17 protein-coding genes and 1 tRNA gene are annotated in these 20,541 nt (G+C 68.9%); 10 read left to right on the forward strand and 8 right to left on the reverse strand.

Annotated elements, in window-relative coordinates:
• Positions 1-93 precede the first annotated feature (93 nt).
• Positions 94-879, forward strand: a complete 786-nt coding sequence (locus tag D2K64_RS10065) for a hypothetical protein (protein ID WP_238384113.1) — start codon at positions 94-96, stop codon at positions 877-879.
• 54 nt (positions 880-933) lie between these two features.
• Here D2K64_RS10065 and D2K64_RS10070 read toward each other — a convergent pair whose 3' ends face one another.
• From D2K64_RS10070 to D2K64_RS10080, 3 genes are all read right to left on the reverse strand, one after another.
• Positions 934-1,878 carry a hypothetical protein gene (locus tag D2K64_RS10070; protein WP_120008223.1) on the reverse strand — a complete coding sequence of 315 codons (945 nt, stop codon included), beginning with the start codon at positions 1,876-1,878 and terminating at the stop codon, positions 934-936.
• An 805-nt stretch (positions 1,879-2,683) separates the two neighbouring features.
• A tRNA-Glu gene (locus D2K64_RS10075) sits at positions 2,684-2,759 on the reverse strand.
• 101 nt (positions 2,760-2,860) lie between these two features.
• A complete protein-coding gene (locus D2K64_RS10080; protein ID WP_120008224.1) occupies positions 2,861-3,142 on the reverse strand; it encodes a hypothetical protein in 282 nt (93 codons plus the stop codon).
• A gap of 16 nt (positions 3,143-3,158) precedes the next feature.
• Between D2K64_RS10080 and D2K64_RS10085 the strand changes: the two genes are divergently transcribed.
• Positions 3,159-4,190 carry an RluA family pseudouridine synthase gene (locus tag D2K64_RS10085; protein WP_238384114.1) on the forward strand — a complete coding sequence of 344 codons (1,032 nt, stop codon included), beginning with the start codon at positions 3,159-3,161 and terminating at the stop codon, positions 4,188-4,190.
• Between the two features lie 224 nt (positions 4,191-4,414).
• The gene (gene rpoH / locus D2K64_RS10090) at positions 4,415-5,305 is read left to right on the forward strand and encodes an RNA polymerase sigma factor RpoH (RefSeq protein WP_202910615.1); all 891 of its coding nucleotides are present in this window, start codon (positions 4,415-4,417) and stop codon (positions 5,303-5,305) included.
• Between the two features lie 66 nt (positions 5,306-5,371).
• Here rpoH and D2K64_RS10095 read toward each other — a convergent pair whose 3' ends face one another.
• Positions 5,372-6,016, reverse strand: a complete 645-nt coding sequence (locus tag D2K64_RS10095; RefSeq protein ID WP_274379298.1) for a calcium-binding protein — start codon at positions 6,014-6,016, stop codon at positions 5,372-5,374.
• Here D2K64_RS10095 and D2K64_RS24930 point away from each other — a divergent pair.
• Positions 5,978-6,172, forward strand: a complete 195-nt coding sequence (locus tag D2K64_RS24930) for a hypothetical protein (RefSeq protein WP_162306174.1) — start codon at positions 5,978-5,980, stop codon at positions 6,170-6,172. The genes D2K64_RS10095 and D2K64_RS24930 overlap by 39 nt on opposite strands.
• Positions 6,173-6,331: 159 nt before the next feature.
• On the opposite strand, the gene D2K64_RS10100 is transcribed toward D2K64_RS24930, so the two are convergent.
• Together D2K64_RS10100 and D2K64_RS10105 are read right to left on the reverse strand one after the other, a co-directional pair.
• The gene (locus tag D2K64_RS10100; RefSeq protein WP_120008226.1) at positions 6,332-7,621 is read right to left on the reverse strand and encodes an adenylosuccinate synthase; all 1,290 of its coding nucleotides are present in this window, start codon (positions 7,619-7,621) and stop codon (positions 6,332-6,334) included.
• Position 7,622: 1 nt separating this feature from the next.
• Positions 7,623-8,768, reverse strand: a complete 1,146-nt coding sequence (locus D2K64_RS10105; RefSeq protein ID WP_120008227.1) for an ATP phosphoribosyltransferase regulatory subunit — start codon at positions 8,766-8,768, stop codon at positions 7,623-7,625.
• Between the two features lie 155 nt (positions 8,769-8,923).
• Between D2K64_RS10105 and D2K64_RS10110 the strand changes: the two genes are divergently transcribed.
• The 6 genes from D2K64_RS10110 (at position 8,924) to D2K64_RS10135 (ending at position 18,439) form a co-directional block, all read left to right on the forward strand.
• Entirely contained in the window at positions 8,924-9,490 is a 567-nt protein-coding gene (locus D2K64_RS10110; RefSeq protein WP_120008228.1) for a hypothetical protein, read from the forward strand.
• Between the two features lie 71 nt (positions 9,491-9,561).
• Positions 9,562-12,978, forward strand: a complete 3,417-nt coding sequence (locus D2K64_RS10115) for a transglutaminase family protein (protein ID WP_120008229.1) — start codon at positions 9,562-9,564, stop codon at positions 12,976-12,978.
• Between the two features lie 13 nt (positions 12,979-12,991).
• A complete protein-coding gene (locus tag D2K64_RS10120; protein WP_157985796.1) occupies positions 12,992-15,514 on the forward strand; it encodes a circularly permuted type 2 ATP-grasp protein in 2,523 nt (840 codons plus the stop codon).
• Between the two features lie 10 nt (positions 15,515-15,524).
• Positions 15,525-16,412, forward strand: a complete 888-nt coding sequence (locus D2K64_RS10125; RefSeq protein ID WP_120008231.1) for a transglutaminase family protein — start codon at positions 15,525-15,527, stop codon at positions 16,410-16,412.
• Between the two features lie 75 nt (positions 16,413-16,487).
• The gene (locus D2K64_RS10130; protein ID WP_120008232.1) at positions 16,488-17,645 is read left to right on the forward strand and encodes an OpgC family protein; all 1,158 of its coding nucleotides are present in this window, start codon (positions 16,488-16,490) and stop codon (positions 17,643-17,645) included.
• Complete coding sequence (locus D2K64_RS10135) at positions 17,645-18,439, forward strand: SGNH/GDSL hydrolase family protein (RefSeq protein WP_120008233.1); 795 nt, start codon at positions 17,645-17,647, stop codon at positions 18,437-18,439. Before D2K64_RS10130 ends, D2K64_RS10135 begins: the two co-directional genes overlap by 1 nt.
• Before the next feature lie 10 nt (positions 18,440-18,449).
• Here D2K64_RS10135 and D2K64_RS10140 read toward each other — a convergent pair whose 3' ends face one another.
• Positions 18,450-19,658: a Zn-dependent hydrolase gene (locus tag D2K64_RS10140; RefSeq protein WP_202910616.1), complete on the reverse strand. Its 1,209-nt coding sequence runs from the start codon at positions 19,656-19,658 to the stop codon at positions 18,450-18,452.
• A 61-nt stretch (positions 19,659-19,719) separates the two neighbouring features.
• The gene (locus tag D2K64_RS10145) at positions 19,720-20,490 is read right to left on the reverse strand and encodes an SDR family NAD(P)-dependent oxidoreductase (protein ID WP_120008234.1); all 771 of its coding nucleotides are present in this window, start codon (positions 20,488-20,490) and stop codon (positions 19,720-19,722) included.
• Between the last annotated feature and the right edge of the window lie 51 nt (positions 20,491-20,541).

Genomic DNA, 20,541 nt, shown 5'->3' on the forward strand with positions numbered 1-20,541 from the left:
ACCTTTCACATCAGTATAAAGATAACTTCCAAATGCCTGATATTAATGCAATATCGAGGAGCGTGTTATCAGTACCCCGGGGGACCTTTTTGTTTGCTGGGCGGCCTTTGTTCTTCGATCATCGGTATGATCACGGTTAAGTTACTGTTTGCTCTTGATCACGAATCAGAGATGCCGTTTGTTGCGTCCGGGATCTGTAAGATGTGGACGGGAAGCCTGCCTCGAATGCTCGATAATGCGACGAACAAGCCGTCCTACCGTTCGCTTGACGATCTGGTGCGACGACGCCTCCGCACCTGGCCGCAGCGCCCACCCGGCGCCCTCGAAACCCTGAAGCAGAATGGCGTCTGGATGCGTGGTCGGCCTGGGGAGGCCGATACCAGCCTGCATCCCTTCCTGCGGCTGCCCGGCTCCAACAGGCTGCGCACGGTACCGGACGGGCTTTGGCTCCATTTCAGCGCCAATCCAGCCGATCCGTTCTGCGACATCCTCTGCATCGAGGCCTGCGCGTCCTTGCAGAACCTGCTGGACAAGCGGTCGCGCTTCGCGCCCTCCACCACCTCCCTGCTCGCGGTCTGTCCTGTTCCCTGGCTCCTGGCGCCGCAGGATCCGGGCGACCGGCTGCCACGGTGGCGGCGCCTCAAGCTTCTGCGGCAGGAGCCGCAGACGCCCCTGGTGCTTCCGGTTCGCGATGTGCGGGTACTCTATGGCTTGAAGGACCGGCAATACGAGGGTTTCGCCCGCACGCAGATGCCGCAGGCGCATGAGTATTTCTACCCGATGGATGCGCTGACCGATGAGGCGGGTGCCAGTAATCCGGCCATGCAGGCGCTGATTGCCCGCGCTTCCGGCGCTGCGAACTTCATGCGCCTGCCCTGAGGTCCGGCACAGCTGGGGTAACGCGGGAGCCATGCGGCTCCCGCCATTCGGGCTTCAGGCGCCATTCGGCATGCCATGACCGATGCGCGCGGCGGCTGCCAGATCCTGCACCACATCCTGCACCAGAGTGGGTGCCGGGGTCATCGCCACCAGCCGCACAGCCGGCGGCTTATAGCGGAACACCACTTCGCTAGTTGGCAACAGGCTCACCCTGATCTGCCGGCGGGAAAAGGCCAGTCCCTGGTCCCGTGGATCGCTGGCATATTGCGCGCCCATGACGAACTGCCCGCGCGGATCGCGAGCAAAGGCCCGCTCCAGCATGCCCAGCAGCAGATGCCAGTTCGTGCCCGTATTGCCGTCGCAAGAGCCTGCTTCCAGGAAGTAGGTGTTGGCGCCGAAGTCGATGCCAGAGAATGCGGCCATCGGCTTGCCGCCGCACCGCACGATGGAGGTGAAGGCCCGGTTCCGCAGCGCCGCGAGCCGCATGCCGAAGCGCAGGATGGAACGTAGACCGCTCAGGTCCAGCTTCTTCCGCTGCGCCAGCTTTGCCTTGAGCTTATACAAGCTGAACCAGCTTTGCAGTGAGGCGAGGCCGATGCGGCTCTGCACCTCCATGTCGGGGAAGGTGTCCTGTGCCCGTTTCGCATTGCGCTTGGCGTTGTTGCTGATCGCGCGGAAATAGCTGGTCCAGTCATTCCACTGCCGGAACTCCACCACATCGAGGGTGATGCCTTCCACGGCCCGCACCTCGACGCCTGGCAAGGCGGACAGCGCATCTTCGCGCGGAGCCTCAATGTTCCACTGGGATCCATAGTGGTACTCGCCAGCCCCGAGGTGGCGCAGCACCGCGTCCATCGCCTGGGGCCAGAGATGCAGCTGGTCCGGCAGCAGTTGAATGCTGTCGGCGAAGACCCGGAGCTTGCGGCCGACACCCACCGCCACCTGGCCAATCTTCAGGAATTGCCCAGGCCGGACCAGCATCAGGTCCAGGCGGTGCATGCGATGCCATCCGTGATGATCCAATTGCCAAAGCGACAAGGCACCGGAAGCGCAGCGAAACGATGCGCCACAGCGTTCCGCGAAAGCATCCCAAGCTTCCGGGGACGCTCCGAACTTGGCGACCTCAACAATCTCAGACATAGGCGTGACCTCCGACAGAATGTCTTGGAAAAAAGACTTATCTCGCGGAGAAAGATATCGGGGCGTGCATTGCAGGCAATCTCATTCACATAAATGGCCTGTAATGCTTCTTTTAATGAGAATGATTTCCTTAAAAAAACTACGCTTCAAAAACAAGACCATGGGCGTGAGCGCAAGTTGTAGGGTCGTAATGAAGCTAGGATGTCCTTCTTCACGATGCCGGGAACAGACAAAAAGCTCGCAACCGCATCAGGATGGCGCGACAACGCCTCACCTGGGGCGAAGACGAGATGCTTCGATCAGCCCTGGGAAGCTTTGTTGAACAACAACAAGGACCGGGTTGGACAACGGCGTGAGGACCGTGAAGCGAAGGCAGTCCATCGGCCGGCCAGCCCGCTTGCCCTCGCTCCGAAAGGCTGCGCGAAGCCGGGACGCAAGCGACGCTGCGTGGGTCATTTCCAGCACGGAGCCGACGACGGCTCACCATTCGTCAGGCGAACCAGTGGCAGCCACTCAGATCGAAGGGAGTGGCACCATCCTCGCCACCGTCCGCACCTCCGGCATCCGCGGCAGATTCGCCGCTCGCGCGCTCGCGGTCCACGAACGCTTGCGAGTCCGGGCACTACAGAGCGCCACGGATCAGATGCGTTATCGAGCGAAAGCCTGGCGTCCCCTAGGGGATTCGAACCCCTGTTACCGCCGTGAGAGGGCGGTGTCCTAGGCCTCTAGACGAAGGGGACTAAAGGCGTGGCGGGCTTGTATCCCCGGCTCCTGCTTCGATCAAGCGCCGGGCCGGGAAATTCCGCACCTGGCATGTTTTTCTGCGAGTCCCGGCGGCGGATCAGTTGCCGAGGCGGATCTCACGGCTCGGCTGCTGGCCGGACGGGTCCACCATCACGATCCGCCCGCCATCCGGACGCTCCAGCCAGACCGCAAGCCATCCCGCCGGCGCGGCAATGCCCGCGATGCGCGTCCCCGCTGGCTGCCCCAGCGCCAGATCTGTGCTAAGGGCGGCGGCCGGCCCGGTCCGGGTTTCGGCGGCCGGCTCCAGGGCCGACCGGTTCAGCTTCTGCACGATGGCGATCACCAGCCCCACCGTGCCGATGATGATCAGCACACCCATCACACCCACGAGTACCTTGAGCCCGCGCACCGAAAACCCCCCGCCATCGCCTGAATCCGCCACCGGACATTCGGAGGCGGCCACCATCTTCGAGATCACCGCCAGCGCCGCCGATGCGGGCAACCGGCTCGACCGGTTCCTGGCGGCGGCGATAGGCACGGTGTCGCGCTCCCGCGTCAAGGCGCTGATCGAGGCCGGCCTGGCGAGCCGAGACCAGATGCCGGTTCTGGACCCGTCCGAATCGATCCGTTCCGGCGCCTTGTACCGGCTGACACAGCCGGCAGCCGTGGACGCGGCGCCGAAGGCCCAGGAGATCCCGCTCTCCATCCTGTTCGAGGATCGCCACCTGATCGTGCTGAACAAGCCGGCCGGCCTGGTGGTGCACCCGGCCCCCGGCAATCTGGATGGCACGCTCGTGAACGCGTTGCTGGCGCATGCGGGGGAGGAGCTCACCGGGATCGGCGGCGAGAAGCGGCCCGGCATCGTGCACCGCCTCGACAAGGACACCTCGGGCGTGATGGTGGTGGCGAAGAGCGAGGTCGCCCATGTGGCGCTGTCCAATGCCTTCGCCGAACGTGACCTGGAACGCTCCTATCTTGCGCTGGCCTGGGGCGTCCCCTCCCCGCCCTCCGGGGAGGTGGAAGCGCCGGTCGGCCGCCACCCGACGGATCGCAAGCGCATGGCAGTGGTGACGCGCAACGGCAAGCACGCCCTCACCCGTTACGCCACGGAACGGGCCTGGAAGACGGCCTGCGCGCTGCTGCGGTGCCGGTTGGCGACCGGACGCACGCACCAGATCCGCGTCCACATGGCGCATCTGGGCCACCCGCTGGTGGGCGATCCGGTCTACCTGCGCCGCATTCCCGCGGCGGCGCGCGACCTGCCCGGCGCCACCCGCGAGGTGCTGCTGGCCTTCCCGCGCCAGGCGTTGCATGCCGAAACGCTCGGCTTCCGGCATCCTGTCACGGGGGAAATGCTGCGCTTCTCGGCGCCGCTGCCCCCAGACCTACTGGGGCTGCTCGCATTGCTGGATGGTAACCCGGAGTAACCCGACTATTTCAGTCGGGATTTTCTTGCGAAACCCGCTGCAGCGCGGTAGCGTTCACTTGTCGCCAACGCCGGGTGCCAACACCAAGGCGCGGCCGTCGAGCCTGCCCCTCGTGACCAGGGCAGGACGGCGCGTCAGGGCTCAGCGGAAGCGACCGGACCATATGCGCGTCCGGGGCTCGCCGTCACAGGGGCTCCCGGCCGGTGCAGGAGGCAGATGCAGACATGGCTTCCACTTCGACTTTCGCGATCCCGATGGCGCCTGAGGGCAACCTCTCCCGCTACCTTCAGGAGATCCGCAAATTCCCCATGCTTTCGCCGGAGGAGGAATTCCGCCTGGCGAAGGAATGGAAAGACAACGGCAACCAGCAGGCGGCCCACAAGCTCGTCACCTCCCATCTGCGCCTCGTGGCGAAGATCGCCATGGGCTACCGCGGCTACGGCCTGCCGGTGGGCGAGCTGATCAGCGAGGGCAATGTCGGCATGATGCAGGCCGTCCGTCGCTTTGATCCCGACCGTGGCTTCCGCCTGGCTACCTACGCCATGTGGTGGATCCGCGCCGCGATCCAAGAGTACATCCTGCATTCCTGGTCGCTGGTGAAGATGGGCACCACCGCCGCGCAGAAGAAGCTGTTCTTCAACCTGCGCCGGCTGAAGGGCCAGATGGCCGCGCTTGAGGAAGGCGACCTGAAGCCGGAGCAGGTCGAGAAGATCGCCCACGTGCTGCAGGTACCGGAGCAGGACGTGGTGTCGATGAACCGTCGCCTTGCCTCGCCCGACAATTCGCTGAATGCGCCGGTTCGCGCCGACAGCGAGGGCGAGTGGCAGGATTGGCTGGTCGACGAGGGCGAGAGCCAGGAAACCGAGATCGCCGAGCGGCAGGACATGTCGAACCGCCGGCAATTGCTGGGCGAAGCGCTGAAGACGCTGAACGAGCGTGAGCGCCACATCCTGATCGAGCGCCGGCTGAAGGACGAGCCCACCACGCTGGAGGAGTTGTCCCAGCAGTACAACATCTCGCGCGAGCGGGTCCGGCAGATCGAGGTCCGTGCCTTCGAGAAGCTGCAGAAGAGCATGAAGACGCAGATCATGGAGCGCCGGCTGGCCGTCGACTGACGGCCACCGCGTCTGGAATACATCAGGGCGCGGCCTCTGCGGAGGCTGCGCCCTTTTTGCTGGGCCTCAGGCGAAGATGATGTCGCCGTCCTGCAGCGCTCGTACGCCGTTCAGCGTGATGCGGGCTTCTTCCCACACTGCCATGAAGTGCAGTTCCAGCCCGCTGGCGCCCATTACCTGCTGCACGTTGCCCTCGCCCAGGGCATAGCCGCTAAGATCGATGCGGTCCGTGCCGGACTGGAAGTCCCGGATCACGTCGAACCCGCCATTGGCGTCGCTGCCCGACTCGGAGAACGTGTTGTAGGCGAACACGAAGGTGTCACTGCCGGCGCCGCCGCGCAGCACGTCCGCACCGCGCCCGCCGGCGAGAATGTCGTTGCCATAGCCGCCGGACAGGTAGTCGTTGCCGGAGCCGCCTTGCAGCACGTCGTTGCCGGAGCCGCCCACCAGCGTGTCGTTACCGCCGCCGCCCAAAATCACGTCATTGCCCGCCCCGCCATCGAGATAGTCGGCGAGGTCGCGGGCGGCATAGGCATCCACCGCGCCGGGTGTCGGGCCCGACGGTCCGTAGCCGAAGATCCGGTCATCTCCAGCGCCCGCCATGACGATGTCCCGGCCATAGCCGGCATAGATCACATCGGCGCCGCGTCCTGCCACAACGAAGTTGTTGCCGTGACCGGGATAGTTCTCCGTGAGGCCATCACCGTAAATGGTGTCTCCGCTGCGATGATCCGCAAAGAAAAACCGGTCATTTTTGAGCGTTCCATTATAGGTCGCCATTTTGGCCTCTTCTTTCCATTGTCTCCGGAAGCCGGTGAAGCGCTTCCTCGTTTAGAAGACCCGAGCATCAAGCCCGTTTCGGCGTGAAAAGAAGAGTAACGTTTCCGTGCGGAATCGGCTAAAATTCCTGCAACGAAGGCGATCCAGGGTTGAAATCATCGCAGGCTTGGCGGTTGTGGAGCAAAGCCATGAAGAAGCCCCGGACCAAAGGTGCCGGGGCTGTGCGGGACGAGCTGAGACGGAGGCTCAGCCCGCGAAAGGGTCACTCACCAGGATGGTGTCGTCGCGCTCCGGGCTGGTGGACAGCAGCGTCACCGGCGCCTCCACCAGTTCCTCGATTCGCTTGACGTATTTGATCGCGGTGGCCGGCAGCTGCGCCCAGGAGCGGGCGCCCATGGTGGATTGCGACCAGCCTTCCAGCACCTCGTAGATCGGCTCGGCCTTGGCCTGGGCACCGGGCGCCGCCGGCAGGCGCTTCACCACCTCGCCGTCGATCCGGTAGCCGGTGCAGATCTTCAGCTCCGTCAGCCCATCCAGCACGTCGAGCTTGGTCAGCGCGAGGCCCTGCACACCACCGACCTTGACGGCCTGACGCACCAGGCAGGCATCAAACCAGCCGCAGCGGCGTGGCCGGCCGGTGACGGTGCCGAATTCGCGGCCCCGCTCGCCCAGGCGCTTGCCGACATCGTCGAACAGTTCGGTCGGGAAAGGCCCGGAGCCGACGCGAGTGGTGTAGGCCTTGGCGATGCCCAGCACGGTGCCGATGCCGTGCGGCCCGATGCCCGCACCCGCCGCCGCATTACCCGCCACCGTGTTGGAGGAGGTGACGAACGGATAGGTGCCGTGGTCGACATCCAGCATCACCGCCTGGGCACCCTCGAACAGCACGCGCTTGTTGGCGCCGCGCGCCTCGTCCAGGCGCTCCCACACCGCCTCGGCATAGGGCAGCAGCTTGGGCGCCAGCGCCACTAGCTTATCCAGCAGCTCCTGCTTCTCGAAGGTCGCGGCGCCGAGGCCGCGCAGCAGGGTATTGTGGTGCAGCAGAAGCTCGTCGAGCTTGGCCGAGAGCGTCTCCGGCTCGGCCAGGTCGCACAGGCGGATGGCGCGGCGCGCGACCTTGTCTTCGTAAGCCGGGCCGATGCCGCGCCCGGTGGTGCCGATCTTAGCCTCGCCGCGGGCTTCCTCGCGGGCCTTGTCGATCGCCGGGTGCAGCGGCAGGATTAGCGGCACGTTCTCCGCGATGCGCAAATTGTGCGGGCCGACATCCAGGCCCTGGCCCCGCACGCGGGAGATCTCGCCCAGCAGCGCGTCCGGGTCGAGCACCACGCCATTGCCGATGACGCCGAGCTTGCCCCGCACCACGCCCGAGGGCAGCAGGCTCAGCTTGTAGGTCTGGTTGCCGACCACCAGGGTGTGGCCGGCATTGTGCCCCCCCTGGAAGCGGACCACGATATCGGCGCGGCTGGCGAGCCAGTCGACGACCTTGCCCTTGCCTTCGTCGCCCCACTGGGCGCCGATGATGGCAACATTGGCCATGCTATGCGGTCTCCTCGATCGGCGCGGCGGCGGTGCCGCGCAGGATGTGGCCGCAGCGCAGGCGTTGCGGCGTGTCGGCGGGCGAAAGGGCCGCCACCGTGATGAAACCTTGTGCGCGCAGCCCGGCCGCCGCGGCATTGTCCGCGCCGAGCGGCAGAAACACCCGCAGCGGCACCGGCGGCACCGGCGCGGCGCGACGCACCGCATCCGGGTACAGGGTCATGCCCGTGGCCGCTTCCTCGCCCGACCGGTAGCGGCCGCCACGGGCCAGCTCGCCGGTGGTGCCGGGACCATACAAGGTGAAGGCGACGCCGACGTGGTACTGCAGGCCGCGGAATTCCACCGGATCGAGGGTGATGCGCAGGCCCACGGCGCGCTCGCGGATCGCGGCGACGATGGCGGCGGCATTGTCGGCGATGGCGCGGGCGTCGGGCGGCAGCTCCGCCTCGCGCAGCGCCTGCAACGCCCGATCGGCGGGTCCGGCCGCGGTCAGCAACGCGGTCAGGCCGATGGCGGGCGGGCCGGCCATGGCGGCCAGTTCCCGCACGGCGGCCGCATCCTTGCGGTCCAGCGCACGGGCCAGCCGGCGGCGCAGCTCGCCATCCACCCCCGCCGCGTCCAGCAGCGCCGGCGCCATGCGTGGCAGGGTGATGTCGAGGCTCGGATCGGTGACGCCGACCGCCGCCAGTGCCTCGACGCCGAGCAGCGCCACCTCGGCATCCGCCTCCGGGCAGTCCACGCCGATCAGCTCGATGCCGGCCTGGGCGATCTGCCGCTCAGGGGCAAGCTGGCTGCCGCGCATGCGCAGCACCTGGCCGGAATAGGACAGCCGCAGCGGGCGCGGCACGTCGGCCAGCCGGGTCGCGGCGATGCGGGCCACCTGCGGCGTGGTGTCGGCGCGCACCCCCATCATGCGGTGGCTGTCCGGATCGATCAGGCGAAAGGTCTGGTCGGCCACGGCGGCGCCGGAGCCAGCGAGCAGGCTGTCCTCGAACTCCAGCAGCGGCGGCTTCACCCGCTCGTAGCCATGGGCCGCGAACACCGCCAGCATGCCCTCCACCAGCGCGGCTTCCCGCGCCGCCTCGGGCGGCAGCAGGTCGGCGAGGCCGGAAGGCAGCAGAGCGGGGCTGGGCAGGTCTTCGGTCATGGTTCCAGTGCCGAGGGCCGAAACGCTCCGGTGAGCGTGGTACGGGCAAACGGCGGCTGTGTGGCAGCGCGACGCGATCCCGGCAAGGGTTTGATCGTCCGCGGCGGCATGAAGTCCGGCGTGAAGCGGAATGCAGCGGAAAACGTTGCACCGGCATGAGCGACCTCCGTCCCACCCGCCTGAACCGTCGCCGCCTGGCTTTCGCCCTGCCCTTCGCGCTGCTGGCCGGCTGCGCCACCGATCCGGCCCGCCTTTACCTGGGGGGCTGGGGCGTGTCGGTGCGCGGGGCAGCACTGAACGCGCCCTTCCAGTTCGGCGATCTGTCGCGCTGGAACGGCCAGCCGGACCGGGCGGCACTGGCGGTGGTGCAACTGGAATACCTGGCGGATGAATTCTCCAACAGCGGCTACTGGAGCTACCGGGTGTCGCCCCTAGTGACCATGCAGCTCCAGCAGGCGCGCGGCGAGGTGCGGCGGACGCTCGGCATCGCCGGGGACGCACCGCCCGAGGCCGTGATGAACCTGCTGCGCCAGGCCGCCTACAGCCTGCAGAACGGCCAGCGCGGCAGTGCCGAAGCGGCCTTGGCCAGTCCGTTCTTCAGCTTCGGTCCCGCCGGCACGCTGCGCGCATTGTCCAGCCTGCCATGGCTGCGGCGCGCCGCCGAGGCCTCCGGCGCCGCCAACGCCGAAATCCGGCGGCTGGACAACGAGCGCAACAGCTGAGTTGCTGCCCGTATCCCCCGGCAGAAACCGCGGGCTATGCTGCGTTGCAGGAACGAAGCCCGGGACCTTGCATGTCGATCCACGTCGCGCTGATCCACCGCACCTCCTATCGCTATGACCGGCCGGTGACGCTGGGGCCGCAGACCATCCGGCTGCGCCCGGCGCCGCATGCGCGAACGCCCGTGCTGTCCTACGCGCTGCAGATCCAGCCGAAGAACCACTTCATCAACTGGCAGCAGGACCCGCAGGGCAATTTCCTGGCCCGGGTGGTGTTTCCCGAACCGGTGACGCGGTTCGAGGTGACGGTGGACCTCGTGGCCGACATGGCCACCATCAACCCGTTCGACTTCTTCCTGGAACCCGAGGCCGAGACCTGGCCCTTCACCTACGATCCGGTGCTGGAGCAGGAGCTGGCGCCGTTCCGCCGCGCCGTCGCGCCCGGGCCGCTGCTGACAGCCCTGCTGGCCGAGGTGCCGCAGGACCAGCAGGGCACCGTCACCATGCTGACGCAGATCAACGCGCTGGTGAACCGCAAGGTCTCCTACATCGTGCGGCTGGAGCCGGGTGTCTGGACACCGGAGGAAACGCTGGCGGAAGGGCGCGGCTCCTGCCGCGACAGCACCTGGCTGCTGGTGCAGTTGATGCGTCACCTCGGCTACGCCGCCCGCTTCGTCTCCGGCTACCTGATCCAGCTGGTGGCGGACCAGAAGCCGCTGGAGGGACCGGAAGGCCCGAGCACCGACTTCACCGACCTGCATGCCTGGGCCGAGGTCTACCTGCCCGGCGCCGGCTGGGTGGGACTCGACGCCACGTCGGGCCTGCTGACCGGCGAGGGCCACATCCCGCTGGCCGCGACGCCGGAGCCGCAATCCGCCGCGCCGATCTCCGGCCTGATGAGCAAGGCCGAGGTGGCGTTCGATTTCGGCATGGGCGTGTCCCGCGTGCGCGAAACGCCCCGCGTCACCAAGCCCTATTCCGAACAGGCCTGGGCGGCGATCCTCGCCGCCGGGGAGGCCGTGGACGGACAGTTGAAGGAGGGCGGCGTCCGCCTGACCATGGGGGGCGAGCCCACCTTCGTGTCCGCCACGGATCTGGAAGCCGATGAATGGAACACCACCGCGCTCGGCCCCACCAAGCGGCGCATGGCCGGCCGGCTGCTGAAGCGACTGGTGCCGGAATGGGCGCCGGGCGGCGTGGTGCAATACGCCACCGGCAAGCACTACCCCGGCGAGCAGCTGCCGCGCTGGGCGCTGAATGCCTTCTGGCGCAAGGATGGCGAGCCGGTCTGGATGAACCCTGCCCTGCTGTCCGATGACGACCACGCGGACCACGCCGACGCCGCGGACGCCGCCGCATTCGCCCGCAGCCTGACCGAACGCCTCGGCCTGGCGCCGCATTTCGTGCAGCCGGCGCATGAGGACATTCACTATTACCTGTGGAAGGAGAACCGCCTCCCCGCCAACGTCGTGGCCGAAGGCGCAAAGCTGCGCGATCCGCTGGAGCGGGCGCGGCTGGCCAGGGTGTTCGGCCAGGGGCTGGGCAGCAGCGTGGGCTCGGTTCTGCCGCTGCGCCGCTCCGCCGACGGCGCATGCTGGGAAACCGGTTGGTGGCTGTTCCGCGAAGGCAACCCGATCTTTCTGATTCCGGGCGACAGCCCGATCGGCTTCCGGTTGCCGCTGGAAAGCCTGCCCTGGGCGGACCCGGCGGCGATCCCGGCGCAGTTCGAGCGCGATCCCTTCGCGCCGCATCCCTCGCTGCCGCCGGCCCCTGCCTTCCGACAGGCCAGCCTGCCCGGCCGGGCGGGCCCGCAGGACGGTTCGCCGGGCTTCCCACTGCGGCACCAGACCGTGGCCGATTCCGTTTCCGCTGGCACCGAAGGATTGCTGCCGGCCGCCGCCAGCTTCCGGCGCAGCGCCGCGCCCGCCGCCAAGATCCAGCCACCCCCTGCGGCCAGGCCGCAGCACAACCGGCCCGAGCCGGACCCGGTGCGCACCGCCCTCGCTGTGGAAGCGCGTGGCGGCCGGCTGCACGTCTTCTTTCCGCCGCTCTACGCCATCGAAGACTGGCTGGAGCTCTGCGCCGCGGTGGAGGACACCGCTGCCGCAACCGGGCGGCGCGTGGTGCTGGAAGGCTACGGCCCACCCTCCGACCCGCGCATCGAGAGCTTCTCCGTCACCCCCGACCCCGGCGTGATCGAGGTCAACATCCATCCTTCACGTTCCTGGTCCGTCGACGTGGCGCGCACCGAGCGGCTCTACGCCCTGGCGCGGGAAGAAGGGTTGGCGGCCGAGAAGTTCATGCTGGATGGCCGCCACGTCGGCACCGGGGGCGGCAACCACGTGGTGATGGGCGGCGACACCACGGCGGAGAGCCCCTTTCTGCGGCGGCCCGACCTGCTGAAATCCCTGGTCGGCTTCTGGCACAACCATCCGAGCCTCAGCTTCCTGTTCGCCGGGCTGTTCATTGGCCCCACCAGCCAGCATCCGCGCATCGACGAGGCGCGGCAGGACATCCTGAACGACCTGGAGATCGCCTTTGCCCAGGTGAAGCCGTTCGAGCCGGCGCCGCCCTGGAAGACCGACCGCCTGTTCCGCAACGTCCTGGCGGACATGACCGGCAACACCCACCGCACCGAGTTCTGCATCGACAAGATGTATTCGCCGGACGGGCCGGGCGGCCGCCGTGGCCTGGTGGAATTCCGCGCCTTCGAAATGCCGCCCTCGCCGCAGATGTCGGTGGCGCAAATGCTGCTGATGCGCGCCGCCGTGGCCGCCTTCTGGAAGACGCCGTATGAGCGGCGGCTGGTGCGCTGGGGCTCGCGCCTCCACGATGACTTCATGCTCCCCCACTACGCCGAGCAGGATTTCGCCGACGTCATCGAGGAATTGCGGTCCCTGGGTGCGCCATTGGAAAAATCCTGGTTCGACCCGCACCTCGCCTTTCGCTTCCCGGTGCTGGGCGAAACCACGGTGCGCGATGTCGGGCTGGAGCTGCGCCACGCGCTGGAGCCCTGGCACGTGCTGGGCGAGGAAAGCACCGCCTCCGGGACCGCGCGCTACGTGGACAGCTCCACCGAGCGGCTGCAGCTGCGCGCCACGGGCTTCGTGCCGGAGCGCTTTGTGCTCGGGGTCAACGGCCGCGCCCTGCCGATGGCGTCCACCGGCCGCGCCGGCGAATACGTGGCCGGCGTGCGTTTCAAGGCCTGGGCGCCGCCTTCCGCCCTGCATCCCGGTATCGGTGCGCAGGCGCCGCTCACCTTCGACCTGTGGGACAGCTGGACGGGCCGTTCGCTCGGCGGCTTCACCCACCATGTGGTGCATCCGGGCGGCCGCAATTACGAGCGCTTTCCGGTCAACGCCAACGAGGCCGAGGCGCGGCGGCGCTCCCGATTCTTCGCTTTCGGCCACAGCCAGGGTGCCCGGCCGGCGCCGGTCGTGGTGCAGGGCGCGGAGCTGCGGCGCACGCTTGACCTGCGCCGGCTGGCCTGATGGCGGCGCGCCGTTGAACCCCCTCCTGCCGCCGCCCGATTCCGGCGCCTTCGCCGCGTTCGACGAGATGGTGGACGGCCAGGGACGGGTGCGGCCGCATTGGCGCAGCCTGCTCGGCGCGTTGTCGGACGTAAGGGATCATGCGGGCGGGCTGGCCGAGGCGTGCCGCCGCCTGGACCGGCTGTTCGAGGACGAAGCCTCCGCCCTTCTCGCCGCGCCGCCCGCCGATGGCGCCGGCCATTGGCGGCTGGACCCGGTGCCGCTGCCGCTGCCGGCATGGGAGTTCGCGCTGCTCGCGGACGGGCTGCGCCAGCGCGCCCGGCTGCTGGAAGCGGTGCTGCGTGACCTGTACGGCCCACAATCCACCCTGGCTGCGGGGCTGGTGCCGCCGGACCTGGTGTTCGCCAACGCCGCCTTTCTGCGTCCGGTGCGCAGCGAGGGTCGCCCCTCCCTCGGTCCGATGCTTAACCTGTACGCTGCCGATCTGCTGCGCCGTCCGGATGGGAGCTGGTGCGTGCTGGCCGACCGCACCAGCCGCGCCGCCGGCGTCGGCATGGCGCAGGAGAACCGGCTGATGCTGGCACGCACCCTGCCCGGCCTGTTCGCAGGACAGGCGGTGCGGCCGCTGCGGCCGTTTCTGGACCGCTGGCAGGACACGCTGCAGCGCCTGGCGCCGGCGACGCGGGAGCATGCGGCCACGGCGCTGCTGACCTCCGGCGCCCGCCATCCGCTGTGGTCGGAACATGTTCTGCTGGCCCGTGAGCTGTCCTGCGCCCTGGTGGAGCCGGGAGATTTGACGGCACGCGGCGGGCTGGTGTTTCTCAAGACGCTGCGCGGCCTGCAGCCGGTGGATGTGCTGTTGCGCCGGATCGAGGCGCTGCGCCTCGATCCGCTGGAATTTGGTGGCAGCGAGGGAATTCCGGGGCTGATGGATGCGTGGCGGCAGGGCGGCGTCGCCATAGTCAATCCGCCCGGCTGCGAGCTGGCGGAATCGCCCCTGCTCGGTCCGTTGCTGCCGGCGCTCAGCCAGTATCTGCTCGGCGAGCCGCTTCGGTTGCCGGCGGCTGGCAGCCACTGGCTCGCCGATCCGGCTGCGCTGGCGGCCTTGCGGCGGGATCCGGCATCCTGGCTGCTCCGCGCAATCCATGGCGGCGCGGAACCGGTTGGGCCGCTGGGCCATCTGTCGGAAGCCCAGCGGCACCGCTGGCTGCTGCAACTGGAGGAACGGCCGCGGGACTTCGTGGCGCTGCGCGAGCCGATATCCTCCGTCGCCCCGGCGGCCCAGGGCGACCATCTGGCGCCCCGGCCGGTGCTGCTGCGGATGTTTCTGCTGCAGGACGGCGGCGACTGGCACGTGATGCCTGGTGGCCTGGCGCGTGTGCCGGCCATTGGCGCCGTGCCGCTGGGGCCGCTGCCGCAGGGCGGCCTGGCCAAGGATGTGTGGGTGCTGAGCGAGGAAGGCAGCCGAATCCAGGGCCCGGCGGCCATGCCGCGCCCGCCGCTGGTGATCCGCCGCGCCGCCGGCGAACTGCCCAGCCGCGTCGCCGACAACCTGTTCTGGCTCGGCCGCTACGTCGAGCGCGTGGAAGGCGCGGCCCGGCTGATGCGTGCGGCTTTGAACCGCATGGAGCGCGGCTCGCTGCTGCCACGGGAGATGGCGGAGCTGGCCGCGCTGTCCGCCGCGCTGCGCCATGCCGGGCTGGTGGCGGCGGAAGACGTGCCGACCGGCACCACCAGTGCCGCGCTGCAGGCGGCGCTGTGGCGGGCATTGAGGGACAAGGGCCCGATCGGCTTCGACCTCGACGAGGTGGCGCGACTGGTGGAACGGCTGCGCGACCGCATGACGGATGACATGCACGCCCTGTTCCTTCTGCCGCTGCGGGCCGTGCGCATCCAGGCGGAAGCGCGCCATCGCGGCCTGCAGGGGCTGGAGGACGTGCTGGCAGGGTTGCTGCGCTATTCCGCCGGGGTGGCCGGCGCCGCGGCCGAGAACATGGTGCGCGCCGGCGGTTACGCCTTTCTGGACCTCGGGCGCCGCATGGAACGGGCGCAAACCATCGCTTCGCAGCTGGGCTTTGCGCTGGACCAGCCGGCCAGCCGCGCCGAGGGTGGGCTGCGTTTGGCGCTGGAATTGTGCGACTCGGTGATCACCTATCGCAGCCGATACCTCGGCGTGCTGCAGGCGGCGCCGGCGCTGGATCTGGTGCTGGCCGATCCGGGCAATCCGCGCGGCCTGGTGTTCCAGTTCCAAGCCATCTCCCGGCTGCTGCGCGACGTCGGCGGCGGACCGGAACAGGCATTGCTGCCTCTGGTCGCGGCGCTGGAGCACCGCGTAGCAGACATGCCTGCCGCCGTGCAGGCCGCCGCCGATCCGGATGCTGCGGCGGTGGCGCTCGCCCCGGAGCTGGCGGCGCTGGAGCGGGAGATCGCCGCGCTGTCGGGTGCCATGTCGCGGCGCTACTTCGCGCTGCTGCCGGCGGTGCAGTCGCTCGGCGGGGAATGGGCGCAGCCGGTCCCGGGCGGCAGCAGCGAATGAGGAGCGCGCGATGATCTGGCGCGTGCGCCACACCACCGGCTACCGCTATGCGAGGCCGGTGGACCTCGCCAGCCACATGCTGCACCTGACGCCACGCGACCTCGCTTGGCAGCGCGTCCTCTGGCACCGGCTGCGCTGCACGCCGGAGCCGGCGCGGATCAGCCACAGCCGGGATCACTTCGGCAATCCGGTCACCTGGCTGTTCATGGAGCAGCCGCACGATACCTTCGAGGTGGTCACCGAAGCCGAGGTGGAGGTGGTGCCGCAGCCGCTCCCACGCGCGGCCGATACCCTGCGCTGGGAAGCGGTGGTGCAGGCGGCGCGGCGCGATCCCGCGGCGGCCGAGTTCACCTTCCCCTCCCCGCTGCTGCCGGAAACGCCCGGCGCCACCGCCTATGCGGCCGCGTGTTTTCCGCCGGGCCAGCCGGTGCTGGCCGGCCTGCTGGCGCTGAACGGCCGTGTGCATCGCGACTTCCTGTTCCGCGGCGGCGTCACCAGCATCTCGACGCCGGTGTCGGAGGTGCTGGCGCGGCGGGAGGGCGTTTGCCAGGACTTCACCCACCTGATGGTGTGCGGGCTGCGCGGCCTCGGCCTGCCGGCCCGCTACATGTCCGGCTACATCCGCACCCGCCCGCCTCCGGGCGAGGCGCGGCGCATCGGAGCCGACCAGTCGCATGCCTGGGTCGCGGCCTGGCTCGGGGGGGAGCATGGCTGGGTTGATCTTGATCCTACCAACGACCTGCTCGTGTCCACGGAGCACGTCGCGCTGGGCTGGGGGCGTGATTTCGGCGATGTTTCGCCGCTGCGCGGGATCATCCTGGGCGGCGGCCGGCACAGCCTGCATGTCGGCGTCGACCTGCGTCCCGCCGCCGACGCGGTGGACGATCCGCCAAGCTGAGGCAACGCTTGGCCCGTGCCGCCGTTGTGTTCAGCAACCCGCCGGACTCCACCGCGCGGCAAAGGAAAGCTCGCCTTGCGTTCAGCGGTTGGATCAGCAGCAGCACCGGTCGTCGCGCCCGGCCGCGACACTGCGCTCGATGTGTGGCGCGGCGTGGCGTTGATCACCATTTTCATCAACCACGTCTCGGGAAACGTGCTGGAGAACCTGACGCACAGGAATTTCGGCTTCTCTGACGCCGCTGAGCTGTTCGTCTTCTTTGCCGGATATGCCGCCGCCGCGGCGTATTTCAGCCGCTATGTCTGGGGCCAGAAGCTGGCCATCACCATGAAGGTGACCAGCCGTGCCGTCAGCCTCTACATCACGCATCTAGCGCTGGTGGTTCTGGGCGGCGCGGTGTTCTCGATGGGCGTGATCCGCACTGGCGACCTTGGCCTCTTCTCGGTGATCGCGCTGGAGCCGCTGATGATGGACCCGGCGGAGGCGCTGGTCTCGGCCGCCACGCTGCGCTACCAGCCCGGCTTCCTCAACATCCTGCCGCTGTATTTCGTGCTGATCGGCGCGCTGCCGCTGCTGCTCGCCCTCGCGGCGCGCAACATGGCGTTGGCCGTGGGTCTCTCCGGCTCGGTCTATCTGGCGGCCGGGCTGACCGGGCTCAACTTCCAGACCTTTCCGCTGCCAGGCGGATGGTTCTTCAATCCCCTGTCATGGCAATTCCTGTTCGTGATCGGCTTCGCCCTGGGCGCGCGGCGCCAGCGTGCCGGACAGGCCATTCCCTATCGCCGCGGCGCCTGGTGGGCGGCCGTGGCCTATCTGGCATTGGCGCTGCTGGTGATGCGTGGCACGGGGCTGCCGCCCTCCGGCTGGCTTCCCCTGCCCGATTTCCTCGCCCTGCCGGAGAAGCAGTTCCTGTCGGTTCCGCGCCTGCTGCATGTTCTGGCGCTTTGCTATGTGGTGGCGCATTCGCCGCTGCAGGGTTGGGCCCGCGGACTTGCCAGCCGGAACCCGCTGGCCATGCTGGGCCGGCACTCGCTGCCGGTGTTCTGCACCGGACTCGTGGTCTCGATCACCGGCGTGGCCCTGAAGCAGACCGGTTTCGACGGCGCTTTGTTCGATGTCACCTACGTGGCCGGAGGCGTCGGGGTGCAGCTCGGCGTCGCGGCGTTGCTGACCCTGACAGAGAAGCGGCGGAACGGCGCCGGGCCGTTGCCTGCCGTGGTGCAGCCTTCCTGATGCGGCACGTCACCCTGGCTCTCTGCGGCGTGCCGGCCCTCTACGGCGCACTGGCCGCGTTGCCGGCCCGTGCCCAGGACGGGGTGCCGCCGGCATCGAACACCGACAACGTGCCCGCCGCCTGCACCGTGCCCGATGCGCTGCGGGAGCTGAACGGCGCCCTGCCTCGCCTGGCGTCGCTGCTGCGCGGCCGACAGACGGTGCGCATCCTGGCGATCGGTTCGTCCTCCACCGCCGGGGTCGGCGCCTCCAACCCGGCGCGGGCTTATCCGCCGCGGCTGGAAGCGGCCCTGGAACGGCTGCTGCCGGGAGCCGACCTCCAGGTGCGCAACGAGGGTGTCGGCGGGGAGGTGGCGTCCACCACCCTGGCCCGGCTGGAGCAGCTGCTCGCCGAATGGTCGCCGGATGTGGTGCTCTGGCAGATCGGCACCAATGATGCGCTGCGCGGCGTCACCCCGCAGGCCTTCGCCGGCATCCTCCGCGAGGGGGCCGACGAGGTGCGGGCCAGGGGCAGCGACCTGCTGCTGATCAACCCGCAATTCTACCCGCGCATCCCCGACCAGAGCCTCTACCTGTCCTTTATCGCCGCCATCGAGCAGGTGGCGGAGGAGCGCCACCTGCCGCTGATGCGCCGCTACGACATCATGCGGTTCTGGGACAGCTTGCCGCGCCCGGCGATCATGCTGTCGGAGGACGGCTTCCACATGAACGACCTCGGCTACCAATGCATGGCCGAAGTGCTGGCGGGCGGCATGGTGCGGCAGGTATCGCGCAGGGACTCCGCCCGCCGGTGATCCGCGCCGCTCAGTTGGAGCCGGAAAGATAGCGCCGCGCGCCCTCGGCCAGCACGCGCATGCCCATGGCCAGGTCCTCGTCGCTGGTGTTCTCCGCCCAATGGTGGCTGATGCCGCCGATCGATGGCACGAACAGCATCGACACCGGCAGAACCCGCGCGATGTTCTGCGCGTCGTGGCCGGCGCCGCTCGGCATGTCCTGCCATTTGCCGGGTGCCAGCGCCTCGGCGGCGCCGCGCAGCGCCCGCATGGTGCCCGGATCGCACAGGGCAGGCGTGGCCTTGTGCACCTCGACCAGCTCGGTGTGGCAGCGCTCGCGCCGGTTGCTCTCCTGCACCAGGCGGCGCAGCGCGGCCTCCATCGCCTCCAGCCTGGCCATCGACACGTCGCGGAACTGGAACAGCACGTCTGCCGTGCCAGGGATGATGCTGGCGGCCCCGGGGTCGAGCGCGATTCGGCCGGTGGTCCAGGTGGAGCGCTCGCCGCAGACGCGGGGAAACTCGGCATCGATGGCCGCCAGCAGGCGCACCGCGGTGAGGCCCGCGTCGCGGCGCTCGGCCATGGTGGTGCCGCCGGCATGGTCCTGCTGTCCGGTGATTCGCAGCTGCCACTGCCAGATCGCGACGATGCCGGTGACCACCCCCACCTGCAGCCCGGCACTCTCCAGCTGCGTGCCCTGCTCGATATGCATCTCGAAGAAGCCCTTATAGCGGGCGGGATCGATCCGCATGCGCGGCAACCCGGCCAGCCCGGCGTCCCGCAGCGCGTCACGCAGGGGGGTGCCGTCGTAGCGATTGCGCGAACGGTCCATTTCCTCCTCGGACAAGTCGCCGATGATCGAGCGGCTGCCGATGAAGCCGCCCTCGAAATGGCCTTCCTCATCGGCGAAGGCGCACACATCAACCGGCAGCCCGGCCCGTGCCAGATGCAGCGCCGCCACGACGCCCAGCGCGCCATCCAGCCAGCCCGCCTCGTTCTGCGTCTCGATGTGGCTGCCGGCGAGCAGATGCGGCCCTTCGCCGGCGTGGCGGCCGAACACATTGCCGATGCCGTCGATGCTGGCCTCCAGCCCCGCCTCCTGCATCTTCCGCATCAGCCAGCGGCGGGACTCCATGTCCTGCGGGGAATAGGTCGGGCGGTGCACGCCCGTCCTGAACGTGCCGATGCGGCGCAGCTCGTGCAGATCCTGGAGGAAGCGGTCGGTGTCGATGTTGATCATCAGCTCTGGGCTCCGAAAGGTGCCGCAAGGGGCCAGCAATCGCCGTGCCGCGGCGGCGGGGTCAGCGCGCTTCCAGCGTCATGCCGCCATCCACCACCACAGTCTGCCCCGTCACCATGCCGGCGCCGGCCAGCAGGAACAGGATCACCTCGGCCAGATCCTCCGGCTGGCAACGACGCTTCAGCAGCGCCTTTTCCGCCGATTTGGCACGCCGTTCCTCAGTCCATTCCACCATCCAGGGGCTGTCCACCGCACCCGGCGCCACGGCGTTGACCCGCACCTCCGGCGCCAAGCCACGGGCCAGATTCTTGGTCAGGCTGATCACGCCGGCCTTGGTGGCGCCGTAGGCCATGGAGCTGCCGGGGCTGTCGAGGCCCGCGACGGAGGCCACGTTCACCACCGCGCCGCGCGCCGCCTTCAGGGCCGGCGCCGCCGCCTTGCTGCACCGGAACAAGCCGAGCAGGTTCACCTGGATCACGGTTTGCCAGAGTTCCTCGGTGATCATCTCCAGCGCGCCGGACGGTATCAGCTTCGTGGTGCCCGGCGTGCCGGCATTGTTCACCAGGAAGTCGAGCCGGCCGAGGCCGGCGACCGCCTGTTCCACCATGCGCGGGCCGTCCGCCGGGTCGCCAACATTGCCTGGGGCGGCGATCACCTCGTGCCCGGCCCCGCGCAGCCGCGCCACCGCCTCCGGTCCGCGCGGGTCGTCCGCCAAGTGGTTCAGCGCGACGCGGCAGCCGGCCTCGGCCAGAGCGGTCGCTGTGGCGAGACCGATGCCCGATGCCGCGCCGGTCACCAGCGCCGTGCGGCCCGACAATTCATAGCGGATCATGCCGTTGTCCTTCCCATAACAGGTCCCGGAGCCTGCCCGCGGCGCCGGAGC

The organism is Teichococcus vastitatis, assembly GCF_003604215.1.
Lineage (GTDB): Bacteria > Pseudomonadota > Alphaproteobacteria > Acetobacterales > Acetobacteraceae > Pseudoroseomonas > Pseudoroseomonas vastitatis.